This window comes from Paraburkholderia fungorum, assembly GCF_046027215.1.
Taxonomy (GTDB): domain Bacteria; phylum Pseudomonadota; class Gammaproteobacteria; order Burkholderiales; family Burkholderiaceae; genus Paraburkholderia; species Paraburkholderia fungorum_D.
This window is the reverse complement of the sequence record NZ_JAQQEN010000001.1, coordinates 4,043,646-4,060,288: the sequence shown is the minus strand read 5'-3', so window position 1 is coordinate 4,060,288 and position 16,643 is coordinate 4,043,646. Positions and strand designations below refer to the sequence as shown.

The following is a 16,643-nucleotide window of genomic DNA, read 5'->3' as shown; positions in this document are numbered from 1 at the left end:
AGAGCAATCAGCAGTCGGCAGCACAGACCAGCGTTCGACATAGAGCGCTCAGCAGACGGTTCGATCGACGGCTCGATCAACGCAACCGGCCACATGCATCGCTGAACATCGCATTGAACTTCACCTCGCCAGCGCGGACGAAACGCCCAACGAAGGCAAGCTGCGAGGCAGCAGGAAGCAATCGCAAAACGCTGCAGGCACGCTCCGCAATACAGATAGATAGAGCAGCGAAACGTCATGTCGACACGTTGCTCTTCGAGCTCGCGAAGCACTTCGAGGACACACGTTCAGCACGCTTCAAATGAGGCAACGCACACAGTCTGTTGAACAAAGTGTTGTATGAACGTAGCAACGCGAATCGAAAACAGGATTTTTCACAAGCGAACTCTTTTAACGCTCGTGAAAAGATGGTACAAACCGTTCTAAATTGATGGTGACATTTATGCTCAACTGGGATGACGAGATCACTGCCGTAACTCCCTCGAGCGCTACGCAACAGAATGTGTTGCGCAACGCTGCGGGATCGGCTGTCGGTTCGCAAGTCGGAACGCGTTCCGCTCCTCATGCTCCCTCGGCTCAAGACATCTTCGCGAACGACATCGCTGTCGCTCCCGTTGCTCATGTGACCCACGCTGCTACCGGAACGGCTGCCGCCACCGAAGCGCGAGTCAATGTCGCCGACAAGCGCATCATCAACGGCCAGACCGACGTCAATCAGTTGGTGCCGTTCAAATACAAGTGGGCCTGGGAAAAGTATCTGGCTGGTTGTGCCAACCACTGGATGCCGCAAGAAGTGAACATGTCGCGCGACATCGCCCTCTGGAAAGACCCGAACGGGCTGACCGAAGACGAGCGCCGCATCGTCAAGCGCAACCTGGGCTTCTTCGTGACGGCAGATTCCCTCGCCGCCAACAACATCGTGCTGGGCACCTACCGCCACATCACGGCGCCCGAATGCCGCCAGTTCCTGCTGCGCCAGGCGTTCGAAGAGGCGATCCACACGCACGCTTACCAGTACATCGTCGAATCGCTGGGCCTCGACGAAGGCGAAATCTTCAACGCGTATCACGAGGTTTCCTCGATCCGCGCCAAAGACGAATTCCTGATTCCGTTCATCCATACGCTGACCGACCCGGCCTTCAAGACCGGCACGCTCGAAGCAGACCAAACCCTGCTGCGCTCGCTGATCGTGTTCGCCTGTGTGATGGAAGGCCTGTTCTTCTACGTCGGCTTTACCCAAATCCTGGCGCTGGGTCGCCAGAACAAGATGACCGGCGCGGCGGAACAGTACCAATACATCCTGCGCGACGAGTCGATGCACTGCAATTTCGGCATCGACCTGATCAACCAGATCAAACTCGAAAACCCGCAACTCTGGACGGCTGAGTTCCGCGCGGAAATCCGCGAGATCTTCCAGCAAGCGGTCGAACTTGAATATCGTTACGCAGAAGATACGATGCCGCGCGGGGTGCTCGGCCTCAATGCGTCGATGTTCAAGAGCTATCTGCGCTTCATCTGCAACCGCCGTTGCCAGCAGATCGGTCTCGATCCGCTGTACCCGAACGAGGAAAACCCGTTCCCGTGGATGAGCGAGATGATCGACCTGAAGAAGGAACGCAACTTCTTCGAGACGCGAGTGATCGAATATCAGACTGGCGGGGCGTTGACCTGGGAGTAATCCGGGTTCGTACCGTAGATGCATTCATTTTGGGGATGCCGGCGGGCTTCGGCCGCGGCAATTTAGTTAGGAGCAGAACCGCCTGATGCAAATCGTGCCCGGTGCGTCGCGTGCCTTCGCGACCCACAAACATGGCTGGCACTTTGCGAACCCTTCAGTGGGATGGGCAAACTTCCCCCCGGAAAAAGCCGCCGGCGTTAGCGCTGGCGGCCCGATCAAGCAATTGCCGGCGCTGAGATCCAGCGCCGACCAGATCTGGCGCGCGGTGCCCATTGGCTCCGCGCGCCTTACCGCATTCATTAGCGTAAGCGCGCAGCACCTGCGTACGCCGATGAATAGCCCGCTTCGTAGCGCGCGCCCTGAGAAGCGTCCGCGGGAAGCGGGTTTTGACGAAGGGTGTAGTTTGAACTGACTCTCATCTGAAAACCTGAAGGAGAAAATGATGGCAACTGCAAAAAAAGCCGCCGCTAAGAAACCCGCAGCCAAGAAAGTCGCAGCAAAGAAGGCTGCTCCGGCTAAGAAGGCCGCTCCGGCGAAGAAAGTAGCTGCGAAGAAAGTCGCGGTGAAGAAGGTTGCAGCGAAGAAGGCAGCACCGGCCAAGAAGGTTGCAGCGAAGAAAGCTGCTCCGGCCAAGAAGGTTGCAGCCAAGAAAGTCGCAGTGAAGAAGGTTGCAGCGAAGAAGGCAGCACCGGCGAAGAAGGCCGCAGTGAAGAAGGTTGCAGCGAAGAAGGCCGCACCGGCAAAGAAGGCCGCAGCAAAGAAGGCCGCACCGGCTAAGAAGGCTGCTGCCAAGAAGGCCGCGCCTGCGAAAAAGGCTGCTGCCAAGAAAGCTGCGCCTGCGAAAAAGGCTGCTGCTAAAAAGGCTGCGCCTGCCAAGAAGGCTGCCGCGAAGAAGGCCGCTGCTCCTGCCAAGAAGGCTGCCCCTGCGAAGAAGGCTGTCGCCAAGAAGGCTGCGCCTGCTCCCGCTGCGACTTCTGTCTCGAGCGCACCGGCGGCGACGGTGAAGACCGCGCTGAACCCGGCAGCGGCATGGCCGTTCCCGACGGGCAGCCGTCCGTAACTGGCGGATAAGGTAGAAGAAGTACTTCGGCACGTCGTACTCTGTGTCGATGATCGAGTAGCGCTTGAAGCAGTGTGACCGAGCGCTACTCGGTCAGGGTCCCGTTGCCGGGTTTCCGGCGGCGGGATTTTTTTTGTCTACGCCTTCGGATCGCCTGAAGTGCGCCGTGGCTCAAAACAAGCAGGCGAAAAAAACGCATGCCCAAGGCATGCGTGTGAGGTCGCTGCGGCGGCGCGCAGCGCGGCCGCGCGAGAGGGGAAACTTTAGTGCGTGACGCGCGTGACGCCGCCGCTGGACAGCAGCCGCACGCGGTCGCCGGCGCGGAACACCTCGCCGGTCGCGCTCTGGGTGATTGCGCGCAAGTCGCCGTTATCGAGTCGCACAGTGATCTCGAGACCGTCGCGCACGGCGACGCCGTTCTCGATCGAATTGCCCGCTACCGCACCGGCCAGGCCACCGATGATGCCTGTCACGATCGAGCCGCGGCCGCCGCCGATCGCGCTACCCGCCACCGCGCCCAACGCGCCGCCGCCGATTGCGCCCAAACCGCTCGGCTGACCGTTGTTCGAGCTGATCTTCACTGCGCGCACGCTGTCGACCGTGCCCATACGGACCGTTTCTTCGCGCTGTGCCTGCGACGCCGTGTAGACGTCAGCAGAACTGCTGTTGTAGGCACACCCCGACATGGCCAGTGAACCGGCAATCAAGGCGGCCACGACCAGGCGACTCATTGTTTTCATTCCCTAACTCCAAAAGCTCTCGGTATTACGGCAGGTCGTATCCGAACGCCTCCTTGAACCGTTCATTGATCTCCGCCCGGGTGGGCGCGTAGTTCTGCGGACCCTGGTGTTCGATCTTCAGCGCGCCCATGAGGCTTGCGAGGCGCCCGGTGGTGGCCCAGCCGAGCTTGTTCTCGATGCCGTACAGCACACCGCCGCGGAACGCGTCGCCGCACCCTGTAGGATCGAGCACTTGCTGTGCCTTGACCGCCGGAATCTCTTCAACGCCGCCGGCGTGATGAATGCGCGCGCCTTGTTCGCCCAGTGTCACGATCAGCGCGTCGACCTTGCTGGCGATTTCTTCAATCGACCAACCCGTTTTGTTACTCACCAGTTTGGCTTCGTAATCGTTGACAGCGACGTAAGTAGCAAGTTCAATCATGCGCCGCAGTGACGGGCCGTCGAATAGCGGCAAACCTTGGCCCGGATCAAAGATGAATGGCACGCCGGCCGCTGCCAGATGCTCCGAATGCTGGACCATGCCGTCATAGCCGTCAGGCGCGACGATGCCGAGCGTGATGCCCTTCGCCTGATCGGCGCGATTCAGATGCGACTGCATCATCGCGCCCGGGTGGAACGCGGTGATCTGATTGTTTTCCAGATCGGTAGTGATCATGGCCTGGGCGGAGTACGTGTCCGCTACCACCCGCACGTTTTCCGTCGACAGACCGAGTTGCGCGAGCCGGTCCATGTAAAGCTGCGCATCCACCGCGCCGAGCGTTGCCATGATGCGTGCGTTGCCGCCCAGCAGATGCAGCGAGTACGCAATGTTGCCCGCGCAGCCGCCGAACTCGCGGCGCATCGTCGGCACGAGAAAGCTCACATTCAGGATGTGGACCTGCTCAGGCAGGATGTGATCCCGAAAGCGGCCTTCGAAGGTCATGATGTTGTCGTAGGCGAGCGAACCGCAAATCAGCGTAGCCAAGGCGAGCGTTCCTGTAAAAATCAATCAAGAGAATTGGGCGCGACGATGTGACAGCGCCGCGCACGAGCGCGGCGCCGGGGCTTCGTGCGCGAAGGTGTTACTTCAGCGCGGCAAGTGCTGCGTCGTAGTTCGGCTCGTTCTTGATTTCGCCGACCAGTTCCGCGTGCACGACGTTGTCGTTCTCGTCGACCACCACCACGGCGCGTGCCGTCAGGCCCGTCAGCGGGCCGCTCGTCACGTCGACGCCATAGGCTTGCGCGAAGTCATGGCCGCGGAACGTGGACGCCGTCACGACGTTCTCGATGCCTTCGGTCGTGCAGAAGCGCGACGCGGCGAACGGCAGGTCGCCCGACACGACGATCACTGCCGTGTTGGTCAGCTTCGCGGCGGCTTCGTTGAACTTGCGGGTCGACGTAGCGCAGGTCGGCGTGTCGAGGCTCGGCACGATGTTCAACACTTTGCGCTTGCCAGCGAAGTCGGCGAGCGAGACCGGCTTCAGATCCTTGCCGACCAGCGAAAACGCGGGGGCTTTCTGGCCTACCGACGGAAACGCGCCGGCTACTTCGATCGGGTTACCGCCCAGCGTGACTTGACTCATGTTGTTGTGCTCCGAAAAGGTCGTCAGAAATGACGGTGAACGCGCCCGGTCAGCGCCAGGCGCGCGGAAGCGCGTTACGGATAAAAAATCTGTACGCGGAAATTGGAGGCGACTGCGTTGCCCGTGTCGAGATGCACGATCATGGTTTGGGTCGTATGCGCCGGCAGGCCGGCCGCGATCGGGGTACCGGGTGCGACGTAGTCTTGTGGCCACAGCACGCGGCGCACGGCGACATTGTTCTGATCGTCGAGCAGCGTGAGTTCGATGGCCGGGTAGGCCAGCGCGACATTGAATCGATTGCGCAGCGGCATCTTCAGTTCGAGCTTGTGCGGGCCGTCGATCTGCCGCAGATCGGAGGGCTCGACCTGCAAGCCGTCGATGTCGTGCGGCGGAGCAATCTGACAGCCAAGCTGTGCGCAGGCCTTCGCATACAGTGTCTGCGAACGCGGGAAGTAGACCTGGACCGTCTCGCGTTGCCACCAGGCGAGTTGCGCGAGCAATGCGATGACCAGCAGCACCGCCGCCAGCGATCCGAATACGATCCAGCCGACGCGGCGCGGTTCGGGCGGCCGGGTTTCGCGCACCACCGGGAAGGGATCGAGGCCTTCATTCACCGGCTGGACCACGAAGGGCTCGCCGCTGGAAGGGATGGGGCCCTTGGGAATGCTGGTGCCTGGGTCGCCGATGCCCGGGTCGGCAGCGCCTGCGCGGGCCGCGCCCACACCGGCGGCGCCTACACCGGCCGTACCTACGCCAGCCGCGCCTACGCCGGCGGCGCCAAAATACGGCTCATTGTCAGGAATGCCATGCAAGGTAGCCGGCTCGCCGAGCATCGGTTCGTCCACGGGATATTCAGAAGGACGCTCGGTCTTGTGCCAGACGCGTGGCGCATCTTCCGGTGGCGAATCGGCTTCGTAGGCGAGCGGTTCGAGCGGCGCATCCGCAAGAACCGGTTCGTGATCGGGCGGAGTGGGCGTGGCGACGGCGCTGGCCGGCAGTTCGGGCTCAGCGGCGTGGCGCGGCGTGACCGCAACGCCCGCGCCGGTCGAGACCGGCATGAGCGGCAGATTGCTGGCGTTATGAAGCAGACGGTTGTCGATCGCAGCATCGGGCGCGGCGGCCCAGGGGTCCCACGCTTCCGCGCTGAAGTCCGGACCCTTCGGGCGTACGCCGGAGAGGGCCTCGATCGCCGCTGCTGCGGCGACCGGTTTGGCGGTGGAGAAGTCACCGCCCTCGGCCAGTTCGAACAGGCTGCTCGATGCGTCGAATACTTCGTTGCAATGCCCGCACCGCACGAGGCCGCGACGCAGCGCGAGCTGCGCCGGCTGAAGGCGGAAGACGGTTTCGCAGAAGGGGCAACGCGTCGCCAGGAGCATATTGAGCCGGTAAGCCGAAAGGCCGTTGGTTGGACAATACGCCTTATTCTAATGGCTTTCGCGGCGCGTTCCCGCGAGACATACCCAACCTTCGTGTTCACGCCATACGGCGATGTCGATCCAGCGCGCGTAGACCTGCGCCACTTCGTCCGCCTGCCGCGCCAGAATGCCTGACAGCGCGATCCGGCCACCCGGCTTGACCTTCGACGACAGCATCGACGCCATCAGCTTCAGCGGATTGGACAGGATATTGGCGACCACGATATCGAACTCGTCGGCGGGGCATGCGTCAGGCAGGCCGTAGGTGACGTCCGCGCGGTTGCGCTCACTGTTGTGACGCGCCGATTCCACCGCCTGCGGATCGATGTCGATGCCGTACACCGGGTTGGCGCCACACTTCTTCGCGAGGATCGCGAGGATGCCGGAGCCGCAGCCGTAGTCCAGCACGGATTGACCCGGCTTCACCGACTGCTCCAGCCATTCCATGCACAAACGCGTGGTGGGATGGCTGCCGGTACCGAACGCGAGGCCCGGATCGAGCTCCAGCACAAGTGCTTCGGGATCCGGTGCATCGTGCCACGACGGCACGACCCAGATGCGCTCGCCGATCGGAATCGGATCGAATTGCGATTGCGTGAGCCGCACCCAATCCTGCTCCTCGACTTCACGCAGGGTGAAAGAGGGCGCTGTTTCCAGGCCTACTTCGTTGGCCGCGGCTGTGAGCAGCACCGCCGGGTCGTGTTCCGGAGCCAGCAGCGCGATCACGCGCGATCGCTGCCACGCCGAGCGATCCGGCGTGAGGCCGGGCTCGCCGAACAGCGGCTGCTCGTCGGGCGTGTCGGCATCCGCATCTTCCACCGAGACGGACAGCGCACCCAACTCGAGCAGCGCGTCGGAGAATTCCTCCGCGTGCTCGCGTGCCAGCTCGGCGACCAGTTCCCGGTAGCTCATGACTTACGCTTCTTCCGGCGCGGCCTGCAGCTTCGCGGCCAACCGGTTTTCGAGGTAATGAATGCTGGTGCCGCCTTCGACGAACTTCGCGTCGAGCATCAGCTCGCGGTGCAGCGGGATGTTGGTCTGGATGCCTTCAACCACCATTTCCGACAGTGCGATACGCATCCGCTTGATCGCCTGCTCGCGCGTCGCGCCGTAAGCGATCAGCTTGCCGATCATCGAATCATAGTTCGGCGGCACGAAATAGCCATTGTAGGCGTGCGAATCGACACGGATGCCGGGGCCGCCCGGCATGTGCCATGAAGTCAAACGTCCCGGCGACGGCGTGAACTTGAACGGATCTTCCGCGTTGATCCGGCATTCGATCGCATGACCCTTGAAGACGATGTCGCGCTGACGGAACGCGAGCTTCTCGCCGGCCGCGATGCGGATCTGTTCCTGCACGATGTCGACGCCGGTGATCAGCTCGGTCACCGGATGCTCGACCTGCACGCGCGTATTCATTTCGATGAAATAGAACTCGCCGTTTTCGTACAGGAATTCGAAGGTTCCCGCGCCAAGGTAGCCCATCTTCTTGCAGGCGTCCGCGCAACGATCGCCGATCCGGTCGATCAGGCGGCGCGCGATACCCGGCGCCGGCGCTTCTTCGATCACTTTCTGGTGACGGCGCTGCATCGAGCAATCGCGCTCGCCCAGCCAGACCGCGTTCCTGAACGAGTCGGCCAGGATCTGAATTTCGATGTGCCGCGGGTTCTCCAGGAATTTCTCCATGTAGACCTGCGGATTGCCGAATGCACGGCCGGCTTCTTCGCGCGTCATGTTGACCGCGTTGACCAGCGCCGCTTCCGTATGCACCACGCGCATGCCGCGGCCACCGCCGCCGCCGGCCGCCTTGATGATCACCGGATAGCCGACCTGGCGGGCAATCTTCACGATCTCTTTCGGATCGTCCGGCAACGCGCCTTCGGAGCCCGGCACGCAAGGCACGCCGGTCTTGATCATGGTTTGCTTGGCGGTCACCTTGTCGCCCATCATCCGGATCGTTTCCGGGCGCGGGCCGATGAAGGTGAAGCCAGACTGCTCGACGCGTTCGGCAAAGTCGGCGTTTTCCGACAGGAAGCCGTAGCCGGGGTGAATCGCTTCGGCGTCGGTGACTTCGGCCGCGCTGATCAGCGCCGGCATGTTCAGATAGCTCAGATTCGAAGGCGCCGGGCCGATACAGACCGCCTCGTCGGCGAGCTTCACGTACTTGGCTTCCTTGTCGGCTTCTGAATAGACGACGACCGTCTTGACGCCGAGTTCGCGGCAGGCGCGCTGGATACGAAGCGCGATCTCGCCACGATTGGCAATGAGGATTTTTTCAAACATAGCGGGTTTTCGACTCATCAATGGGCGCCGGGTTGTTCACAACGCACGGCTACCTCAGAGGATCGGTCGCGCGCCCCGGCGAAGCAGGCGCGCGGACGGCAAACGCACAGCGTGCCGCGTTAGCCGACCACGAACAGCGGTTGGCCGTATTCGACGGCCTGGCCGTTTTCGACGAGGATTTCCTTGACCACGCCCGACTTGTCCGACTCGATTTCGTTGAGCAGCTTCATCGCTTCGATGATGCAGATCGTCTGGCCTTCCTTGACCGTATCGCCCACCTGGACAAACGGATCGGCGCCCGGCGACGGCGCGCGGTAGAACGTGCCGACCATCGGCGAGGTCACGACGTGGCCTTGCGGCGCGGCGGCGGCCGGCGTAGCCGGTGCGGCTGCTGCAGCGGCGGGGGCTTCGCCGCCGATTGCCGGCGCCGGCTGCGCGTACTGCGGCGCATACGAGGCGGACGGTTGCACGTAAACCGGCGGCGCATTCTTGACGATGCGGACCTTGCCTTCGCCCTCAGTCACTTCGAGTTCGGAAATACCGGACTCGGAGACGAGGTCGATCAGAGTTTTCAGTTTACGTAAATCCATCAGAAGCCCCTTTCAATGCATAAAGTGCCGGCGCGTGCGCAGCCGACACAAATTAGACGTGTTTGGAATCAGCCGCGCGACGAGCCGGCTGACAGCCGGTCGAGCGCGAATTCGAGCGCGTACAGATAACCCTTCCAGCCGAGGCCGCAAATCACGCCCTCTGCCTGGTCGGAGAAATACGAGTGATGCCGGAACGGTTCGCGGCGATGTACGTTCGACAGATGAATCTCGACGAACGGGATGCCGACCCCCGCCAGTGCGTCCCGAATGGCCACGCTGGTGTGCGTGTACGCGGCGGGATTGATCAGTATGAAATCGGTTTTTTCAGTCCGGGCGGATTGGATGCGGTCGACCAGGGCGCCTTCATGATTGCTCTGGAACGACGCCAGCTCGACGTCGGCGTCCGCTGCGCGGTCCGCTAGCGCCTGATCGATCTGCGGTAGGGTCACGCGACCGTAGACCTCGGGTTCCCGGGTGCCGAGAAGGTTGAGGTTGGGGCCGTGCAGTACCAGCAGTCGCGTCATGGTCGCTTCTTTTTCCGTGGAATTGGGCGCACTTTAGCGCTGATTAGAGAAACTTGTCTAGTTTCCCGCACGTACGGATTGATTCCGTCGACGTTTTGCCGCCGCTCCGCGCGCCCATCTTCTCTCAAATTTGCACGAATTGCGCGCAATTTCGCGCGTACCGGCTGTATTTGAGCGTTAAAAGAATGTGAAATTTATAGCGCGTCGAGCGTCTGTTTCAGCGCCTGAGGGTCGATTTGGCCTAATTTTGTCGAGCGGATGTTGCCTTTTGCGTCAATTACCACGGTAAAGGGCAGGCCGCCTGCAGTATTGCCGAACGCACGCGCCAGGTCGGCACCGCCGAATCCTGTCACATAGACTGGGTAGGCGACGTTCACCTTTTGCAGGAACGCCTGCACATTTTTGTTTGAATCGACGCCAAGTCCCACGAACTGGATCCCTTTCTTCGCATATTCGCGCTGAAGCTGCGACAGGGCCGGCATTTCTTCGACGCACGGGCCGCACCACGATGCCCAGAAGTTGACGACGATTGGGTGGCCTTTAAGCAAACTTAGCGACTGAGGTTTGCCGTCCACAGTGGTGACGGGTGCCGCCCACAACTGCTGGACCGCGCTTTCTCCCGAGCCGGCCTGCGCAGCCTGGGCCACTTCGGTGCTGCCACCATTCAGCAGATGATTGGCCAGCACACCGCCGCCCGCGGCGATAACTGCGACCAGCGCGCCTGCCAGAATCCGTCTCGTATTCATGCCTGAGTCTTTTAATTGGTTGAGGGTGTGACGTCGCTGCTATCGAGCAGCGCCTGAACCGCCTGCAAATTCGCCCGGGCCGTGCGGCCGCGCGCGTCGGCCCGCACGGCGCCGCGCAGGTCGTCAGTCTCGTACAGCGCAACGTGGATGCCCACCGGGTCCGCGTCGCGCCCTTCATGCGAGGGACGCCACATGAAGCTCAGCGTTTCGACGTAGCCGCGGCCGGCAAAATGCCGCGTTTCCGAGACGTCGTACTGAATGTCGGCGTTCAGAAAGTAGATCGCGACTTCCTTGGGGTTGTCGCAGAACGCCTGAAGGTGAATATCCGAGTGCTCGCCGGCCGTGCCGCCGAGTACCGCGCCTGTCAGATACGGGTTGAACGCCGCGAGGCGCTGCATCCAGTCGATCGCCACGCGCCGCAGACGGCGCAGCAGAGCCGGTTGGCTGTCGCCCTGAAAGAGCGACTGATACTCACGGATTTCTTCTTCGATCTGGTCGTTATCCGGCAGCCATTCGCCGGCAACACGGCTCTCGCCGACTATCTGCCGTGCCGCTTTACGCTTGGCCGTTGCGTAGTCGAGACCGTCTTCAGCGATCATCCGGGCAGCCGCGATGGCGATTTCCTCGCGCACACGCTGCGGATCGAAATGTGATTTGCGAACCATCTCTCAATCATACTAGAGATTGATGACGCGCCTTTCGAGGTGCTCGCGCGGGCTCCCGGGCGGCAAGCAGCAGGGCGGGCCGGCGTAGGGCGATGCGAAGGCGTCGGTTACAATAGCGACCTTTGCAGACGGTCGTTTCGGCCGCTCCTGCGCACTCCCATCCCTCGCAAAAACGCCCGCGCGGCACGACAGGCTTATGCACATCCACATCCTTGGCATCTGCGGCACGTTCATGGGCGGTCTCGCGGTCCTCGCGCGCGGCGCGGGTCATACCGTGACGGGCTGCGACGCCGGCGTTTATCCGCCGATGAGCACGCAACTCGAGGCACAAGGCATCCGTCTGATCGAAGGATATGACGCTGACCAGCTCAACGGGCTGAACGCCGACCTGTTCGTGATCGGCAACGTGGTCTCGCGCGGTAACCCGCTCATGGAAGCGATTCTCGACCGCGGCCTGCCCTATGTATCGGGGCCGCAGTGGCTCGGCGAACACGTGCTGAACGGCAAATGGGTGCTGGCCGTGGCGGGCACGCACGGCAAGACCACCACCAGCTCGATGCTGACCTGGCTGCTCGAAGACGCGGGCCTCAATCCTGGTTTCCTGATCGGCGGCGTGCCGCTGAACTTCGGCGTGTCGGCGCGGCTGACCGATTCGAGCTTCTTCGTGATCGAGGCCGACGAATACGACACGGCCTTCTTCGACAAGCGCTCGAAGTTCGTTCATTACCGCCCCAAAACCGCGATTCTGAACAACCTGGAGTTCGATCACGCCGATATTTTCCCCGACCTGGCGGCGATCGAAACGCAGTTCCACCACCTGATCCGTACGGTGCCGGGCATCGGCCGCGTGGTGACGAACGGCCGTGAAGACGCGCTGGAGCGTGTGTTGACGCGCGGTTGCTGGAGCGAAGTCGAGCGTTTCGGCGTGCAGGGCGGCTGGGAAACCTTGCCGGCCGAAGACGGCGTGCCGGTCGACGAGCGTTTCGCCGTGTATCACAACGCCGAGCGAGTCGGCGAGGTCGAGTGGCAGGTGCAGGGCGAACACAACCGGATGAACGCGATCGCCGCGATCGCTGCCGCGCGGCATGTCGGCGTGCCGCCAGCACAGGCCGCGAAGTCACTGGCGAGCTTTCGCAATGTGAAGCGCCGCATGGAAGTGCGCGGCAGCATCGACGGCGTCACTGTCTACGACGACTTTGCGCACCATCCCACCGCGATCGACACCACCGTGGCCGGATTGCGTGCCCGCGTCGGCCGCGACAATACGCGGATTCTCGCCGTGCTCGAACCGCGCTCGAACACCATGAAGCTTGGCGTGATGAAGGCGCAATTGCCCACCAGTCTTGCCGACGCCGACCTCGTATTCGGCTACGGCGCGCCGAGCGGCCGCGACGCGCTCGGCTGGAATCTCGGCGAGGCGCTCGCGCCGCTCGGCGGCAAGGCGCAGGCCTTCGACAATCTCGACGCCCTGGTTAAGGCAGTGGTCCACGCAGCGCGTCCCGGCGACCAGATTCTGGTGATGAGCAACGGCGGCTTCGGCGGCGTGCATCAGAGGCTGCTCGACGCCCTGTCCAGGCGAGGCACGTCGTGATCCTTTATCTGCACGGTTTTCGCTCATCGCCGAATTCGTTCAAGGCGCGCGTGCTTGCGGCCCGTCTGGTCGAACTCGGCCGCAGCGACGAATGGTGTTGCCCGATACTGCCGGTCTCGCCGCTGGAAACAGTGGCGCTCGCCGAGTCGCTGGTGGCGGCTGCCGGCACCGACCGGGTCACGCTGATCGGCAGTTCGCTCGGCGGCTATTTCGCCACCCATCTGGCCGAAAAGCACGGCTGGCCGGCCGTGCTGCTGAATCCCGCGGTCGTGCCGCAGCGCGACCTGAGCGCGTATCTCGGCGAACAGCCGTTATGGCACGGCGGCGGCAGCATCGTCGTCGAACCGCATCATCTGGACGAATTGCGCGCGCTCGGCGTGGCGTCGATTACGCGCCCTGAACGCTATTATTTGATGGCGGCTACCGGCGACGAAGTGCTCGACTACCGCGAAATGCTCGCGCACTATCCCGGCGCCCGCACTACGCTGATTGAAGGCAGCGATCACGCGATCAGCGAGTTCGCGCAATACGTCGACGAGGTGCTGGCCTTTTGCGACGCCGAAGACATCGAGCCACCGGCGCCGCGCGAGGCGGCCTAGCGCCGGAGATCGGCCGGCGCCAGGCGCCGATCATGAGATTCATGCCGCCGGCGCGTGTCTATCGCGCCGCGGACCCACTACCACGAACACGTTGCCGAGCCGCGCGAGCTGTGACCGATAGTCGAATAGTCGCACCATCGGGCGCGCCGGCAGATGCAAGTCAGAACGAGAGTATTGAGTGAACGTTTTCTTCGAGGAATCGGGCAGTTTCAAGGCGGGCAGCGTGCTGTCGCGCCAGGGCGACGCGTTTCAGGTCGAGTTGCCGGGTGGCCGGCGTGCCAAGGTGCGCGCGAAAGATGTGCTGATCGAGTTCGACAAGCCGACCGCAGCCGAGTTGATGCAGCAGGCCGACGCCGCCGCGCAGGATATCGATCTCGATTTCCTGTGGGAATGCGCGCCCGAGGACGAATTCCCGTTCGCCGCGCTGGGCGCGGAGTACTTCGGCGAGCGCTTCGGCGCGATCGAGCGCGCGGCGCTCGTGCTGCGTATGCACGGCGCGCCGGTGTATTTCCGTCGCAAGGGCCGCGGCATGTATCAACGCGCGCCGCAGGAGCAGCTGCAGATGGCGCTCGCCGGACTCGAGCGTAAGCGTCAGCAGGCGCTGGTGCAGGCCGGCTACGAAGAGGAACTGAAAGCCGGCCGTCTGCCCGAAGGATTTGCCGGCGCCAAAGCGCTCGGACTTCTGACGAAACCCGACAAGAACACCATCGAATACAAGGCGCTCGAAGGCGCAGCGGCAGCGCGTGGCATTTCGCAGGCGCGGCTGATGCTCGAGTGCGGTGGCATTCCGTCGGCCCGCGCGCTGCACGAGGCGAAATTCCTCTCCGAGTTTTTCCCGCATGGCACCGGATTCCCACCGGTCACCGTGGGCAACGTGCCGGACGATCTGCCGGAGGCCAATGTCGAGGCCTTTTCGATCGACGATGTCACCACCACAGAAATCGACGACGCATTCTCGATCGAGCATCTGGCCGACGGTCGCGTGCGAATCGGCGTGCACATTGCCGCGCCGGCGCTCGGCATCGAACGTGGCGACGACGTGGACGCCATTGCGCGCACGCGCCTGTCGACCGTCTATATGCCGGGCGACAAGATCACGATGCTGCCTGACAGCGTAGTCGAAGCGTTCACGCTGGCCGAAGGCGGCTTGCGGCCGGCGCTCTCGCTGTACGTCATCGTCAATCGCGAGACCCAGGAGATTGTGGCGAGCGAAACGCGCGCCGAGCGCGTGTTCGTGAAGAACAACCTGCGTCACAACACGCTCGATGAACTCGTCACCGAAGAGGCGCTTGCCGCCGGCAGCGGCGAGTATCCGCACAAAGATGACATCGCCGTGCTGTGGCCGTTCGCGCAGGCGCTGTTCGAAAGGCGTCAGACCGCGCGTGCCGGTTACGGCCTGCGCCGCGAAGTGCAACGCAATACCGACTTCAACTTCTACGTGGAAGGCGAGCACATCACGATCACGCCGCGCCGGCGTGGTTCGCCGCTCGACACGATCGTCGCCGAGCTGGCGATTCTCGCCAATTCGTCGTGGGGCGCGTTCCTGCACGATCACGGTGTGCCGGGTATTTATCGTACCCAGCGCGCGTTCGGCGCGCCGACCGGCCCGAAGCGCACGCGCATGCAGACCAATGCCGCGCCGCACGAAGGTCTTGGTGTCACGCAATATGCGTGGAGCACGTCGCCGCTGCGCCGTTACGTCGACCTCGTGAACCAGTGGCAGCTGATCGCCTGCGTGCAGCACGGCGTGACCGCGAAACTGGCGGCGCCGTTCAAGCCGAAGGACGCCGATCTGTTCGCCGTCGTCCAGGGTTTCGACGACACCTACACCGCGTATGCCGATCACCAGCGCCGCATGGAGTATTTCTGGTGTCTGCGCTGGCTGAAGCAGGAGAACCGGAAGCAGGTCGTGGCATCGGTGGTGAAGGGCGATCTCGTGCGCCTCGAAGAGATTCCGTTGCTGCTGCACGTGCCGGGCCTCGGCGTGCATGCGCGCGGCACGCGTTTGCAGATGGAAGTGATGTCGATCGACGAACTGACTGTCGAAGCGTCCGTGCGGCTGTTGCACGTGCTCGACGCGCCGACCGTAACAAGCGGCAGCGAGGCTGAAGAAGCCGACGAGGGCGACGAGGCCGACGACAGCGAAGACGAAATCGTCGACGCCGCCGACGAGGGCGCCGAAGCCGAAGCCGAGGCGCAGGCCGAAGCGGACCTCGATGGCGAGACGGCTGCAGCGGGCGAGGCCGAAAACGGCGACGGCGCCAGCGACGCAGCAGCGGATCAGCACGTAGCGGAGCCGGGACGATGAGCACGAACGACGTACCCGATCGCTATGCGGTGATCGGCAATCCGATTGGCCACAGCAAATCGCCGTTTATTCACGGACGCTTTGCCGCGCAAACCGGTGAGCCGGTCGAGTACGGCCGCCTGCTCGCGCCGGTGGATGCGTTCGTGCCGCACGTACGCGCCTTTATCGAAGCGGGCGGGCGCGGCCTGAATGTGACCGTGCCATTCAAGCTCGACGCGCACGCGTTTGCTGACACATTGTCGCCGCGCGCGGCGGCGGCGGGCGCGGTGAACACTCTGCGCATCGATTCCAACGGCATTTACGGCGACAACACTGACGGCTTCGGTCTCGTGCGCGACATCGAGGTGAATCTTGGCGTGTCGTTAAAGGGCGCGCGCATTCTGTTGCTCGGTGCGGGCGGCGCCGCGCGCGGCGTGGTGCTGCCGATGCTCGACCGGGCGCCGCACACGCTGACGATCGTCAATCGCACGGCGGAGAAGGCCGAAGCGCTGGTCGACCAGTTTGCGCAACCGGCGCGCGACGCGCTTTGCCGTCTGACGGGCGGCAGCGCGCGAGCGATCGAAGCGGGCCAGTACGACGTGATCGTCAACGCCACGGCGGGCAGTCTCGACGCCTCGCTTCCGGAGTGCGACGACCGTGCGTTTGGCGCCGGCACGCTTGCTTACGACATGATGTACGGCGCGCATCCGACGGTGTTCATGGAGCACGCGCGGAAGCTTGGCGCGCGCGGCGCCGACGGTCTTGGCATGCTGGTCGAACAGGCTGCTGAGTCTTTTTATGTGTGGCGCGGCGTGCGTCCGGACGGCGCGCCGGTGTTGGCCGAGTTGCGCGCGCTGCTGATTGCGCCATCGCACGCCTGAGTGAGCGTTTGACCTTCCGCTT

Annotated in this window: 17 protein-coding genes; 7 read left to right on the top strand and 10 right to left on the bottom strand. The window is 63.1% G+C overall.

The annotated features are described in order from the left end of the window. Positions 1-442: 442 nt before the first annotated feature. The 3 genes from PQR27_RS18165 (at position 443) to PQR27_RS18155 (ending at position 2,738) form a co-directional block, all read left to right on the top strand. A complete protein-coding gene (locus tag PQR27_RS18165) occupies positions 443-1,678 on the top strand; it encodes a ribonucleotide-diphosphate reductase subunit beta (RefSeq protein ID WP_408524938.1) in 1,236 nt (411 codons plus the stop codon). 85 nt (positions 1,679-1,763) lie between these two features. Further along, positions 1,764-2,090, top strand: a complete 327-nt coding sequence (locus tag PQR27_RS18160; protein ID WP_408524937.1) for a hypothetical protein — start codon at positions 1,764-1,766, stop codon at positions 2,088-2,090. A 30-nt stretch (positions 2,091-2,120) separates the two neighbouring features. Then, positions 2,121-2,738 (top strand): histone H1-like DNA-binding protein, encoded by a 618-nt coding sequence (locus PQR27_RS18155; protein WP_011489883.1) that lies wholly within the window; start codon positions 2,121-2,123, stop codon positions 2,736-2,738. Positions 2,739-3,001: 263 nt separating this feature from the next. On the opposite strand, the gene PQR27_RS18150 is transcribed toward PQR27_RS18155, so the two are convergent. From PQR27_RS18150 to PQR27_RS18105, 10 genes are all read right to left on the bottom strand, one after another. Next, positions 3,002-3,478, bottom strand: a complete 477-nt coding sequence (locus tag PQR27_RS18150; RefSeq protein WP_408524936.1) for an outer membrane lipoprotein — start codon at positions 3,476-3,478, stop codon at positions 3,002-3,004. A gap of 25 nt (positions 3,479-3,503) precedes the next feature. Continuing rightward, positions 3,504-4,442: a carbohydrate kinase family protein gene (locus PQR27_RS18145; RefSeq protein WP_408524935.1), complete on the bottom strand. Its 939-nt coding sequence runs from the start codon at positions 4,440-4,442 to the stop codon at positions 3,504-3,506. Positions 4,443-4,539: 97 nt separating this feature from the next. Continuing rightward, on the bottom strand, positions 4,540-5,040 hold the full coding sequence (gene tpx, locus PQR27_RS18140) for a thiol peroxidase (protein WP_408524934.1): 501 nt from the start codon (positions 5,038-5,040) through the stop codon (positions 4,540-4,542). A 74-nt stretch (positions 5,041-5,114) separates the two neighbouring features. After that, positions 5,115-6,416 (bottom strand): DUF3426 domain-containing protein, encoded by a 1,302-nt coding sequence (locus tag PQR27_RS18135; RefSeq protein ID WP_408524933.1) that lies wholly within the window; start codon positions 6,414-6,416, stop codon positions 5,115-5,117. 48 nt (positions 6,417-6,464) lie between these two features. Continuing rightward, positions 6,465-7,367 (bottom strand): 50S ribosomal protein L11 methyltransferase, encoded by a 903-nt coding sequence (prmA, locus tag PQR27_RS18130; protein WP_408524932.1) that lies wholly within the window; start codon positions 7,365-7,367, stop codon positions 6,465-6,467. A gap of 3 nt (positions 7,368-7,370) precedes the next feature. Next, positions 7,371-8,738 carry an acetyl-CoA carboxylase biotin carboxylase subunit gene (gene accC / locus PQR27_RS18125; protein ID WP_408524931.1) on the bottom strand — a complete coding sequence of 456 codons (1,368 nt, stop codon included), beginning with the start codon at positions 8,736-8,738 and terminating at the stop codon, positions 7,371-7,373. Positions 8,739-8,857: 119 nt separating this feature from the next. Then, the gene (gene accB, locus PQR27_RS18120) at positions 8,858-9,328 is read right to left on the bottom strand and encodes an acetyl-CoA carboxylase biotin carboxyl carrier protein (protein WP_012434379.1); all 471 of its coding nucleotides are present in this window, start codon (positions 9,326-9,328) and stop codon (positions 8,858-8,860) included. Between the two features lie 68 nt (positions 9,329-9,396). Beyond that, positions 9,397-9,852, bottom strand: coding sequence for a type II 3-dehydroquinate dehydratase (gene aroQ, locus PQR27_RS18115; protein ID WP_408504470.1), 456 nt, complete (start codon positions 9,850-9,852; stop codon positions 9,397-9,399). Between the two features lie 194 nt (positions 9,853-10,046). Further along, positions 10,047-10,598 (bottom strand): TlpA family protein disulfide reductase, encoded by a 552-nt coding sequence (locus PQR27_RS18110; protein ID WP_408524930.1) that lies wholly within the window; start codon positions 10,596-10,598, stop codon positions 10,047-10,049. A gap of 11 nt (positions 10,599-10,609) precedes the next feature. Next, positions 10,610-11,263, bottom strand: coding sequence for a UDP-N-acetylmuramate--alanine ligase (locus PQR27_RS18105; RefSeq protein ID WP_408524929.1), 654 nt, complete (start codon positions 11,261-11,263; stop codon positions 10,610-10,612). 196 nt (positions 11,264-11,459) lie between these two features. Between PQR27_RS18105 and mpl the strand changes: the two genes are divergently transcribed. The 4 genes from mpl (at position 11,460) to aroE (ending at position 16,621) form a co-directional block, all read left to right on the top strand. Continuing rightward, positions 11,460-12,854 (top strand): UDP-N-acetylmuramate:L-alanyl-gamma-D-glutamyl-meso-diaminopimelate ligase, encoded by a 1,395-nt coding sequence (gene mpl / locus PQR27_RS18100; RefSeq protein WP_408524928.1) that lies wholly within the window; start codon positions 11,460-11,462, stop codon positions 12,852-12,854. Further along, a complete protein-coding gene (locus tag PQR27_RS18095; protein WP_408524927.1) occupies positions 12,851-13,453 on the top strand; it encodes a YqiA/YcfP family alpha/beta fold hydrolase in 603 nt (200 codons plus the stop codon). The genes mpl and PQR27_RS18095 overlap by 4 nt, the downstream gene beginning before the upstream one ends. A 178-nt stretch (positions 13,454-13,631) precedes the next feature. Then, positions 13,632-15,761, top strand: a complete 2,130-nt coding sequence (locus PQR27_RS18090) for a ribonuclease catalytic domain-containing protein (protein ID WP_408524926.1) — start codon at positions 13,632-13,634, stop codon at positions 15,759-15,761. Further along, entirely contained in the window at positions 15,758-16,621 is an 864-nt protein-coding gene (gene aroE / locus PQR27_RS18085; RefSeq protein ID WP_408524925.1) for a shikimate dehydrogenase, read from the top strand. Before PQR27_RS18090 ends, aroE begins: the two co-directional genes overlap by 4 nt. Positions 16,622-16,643 lie beyond the last annotated feature (22 nt).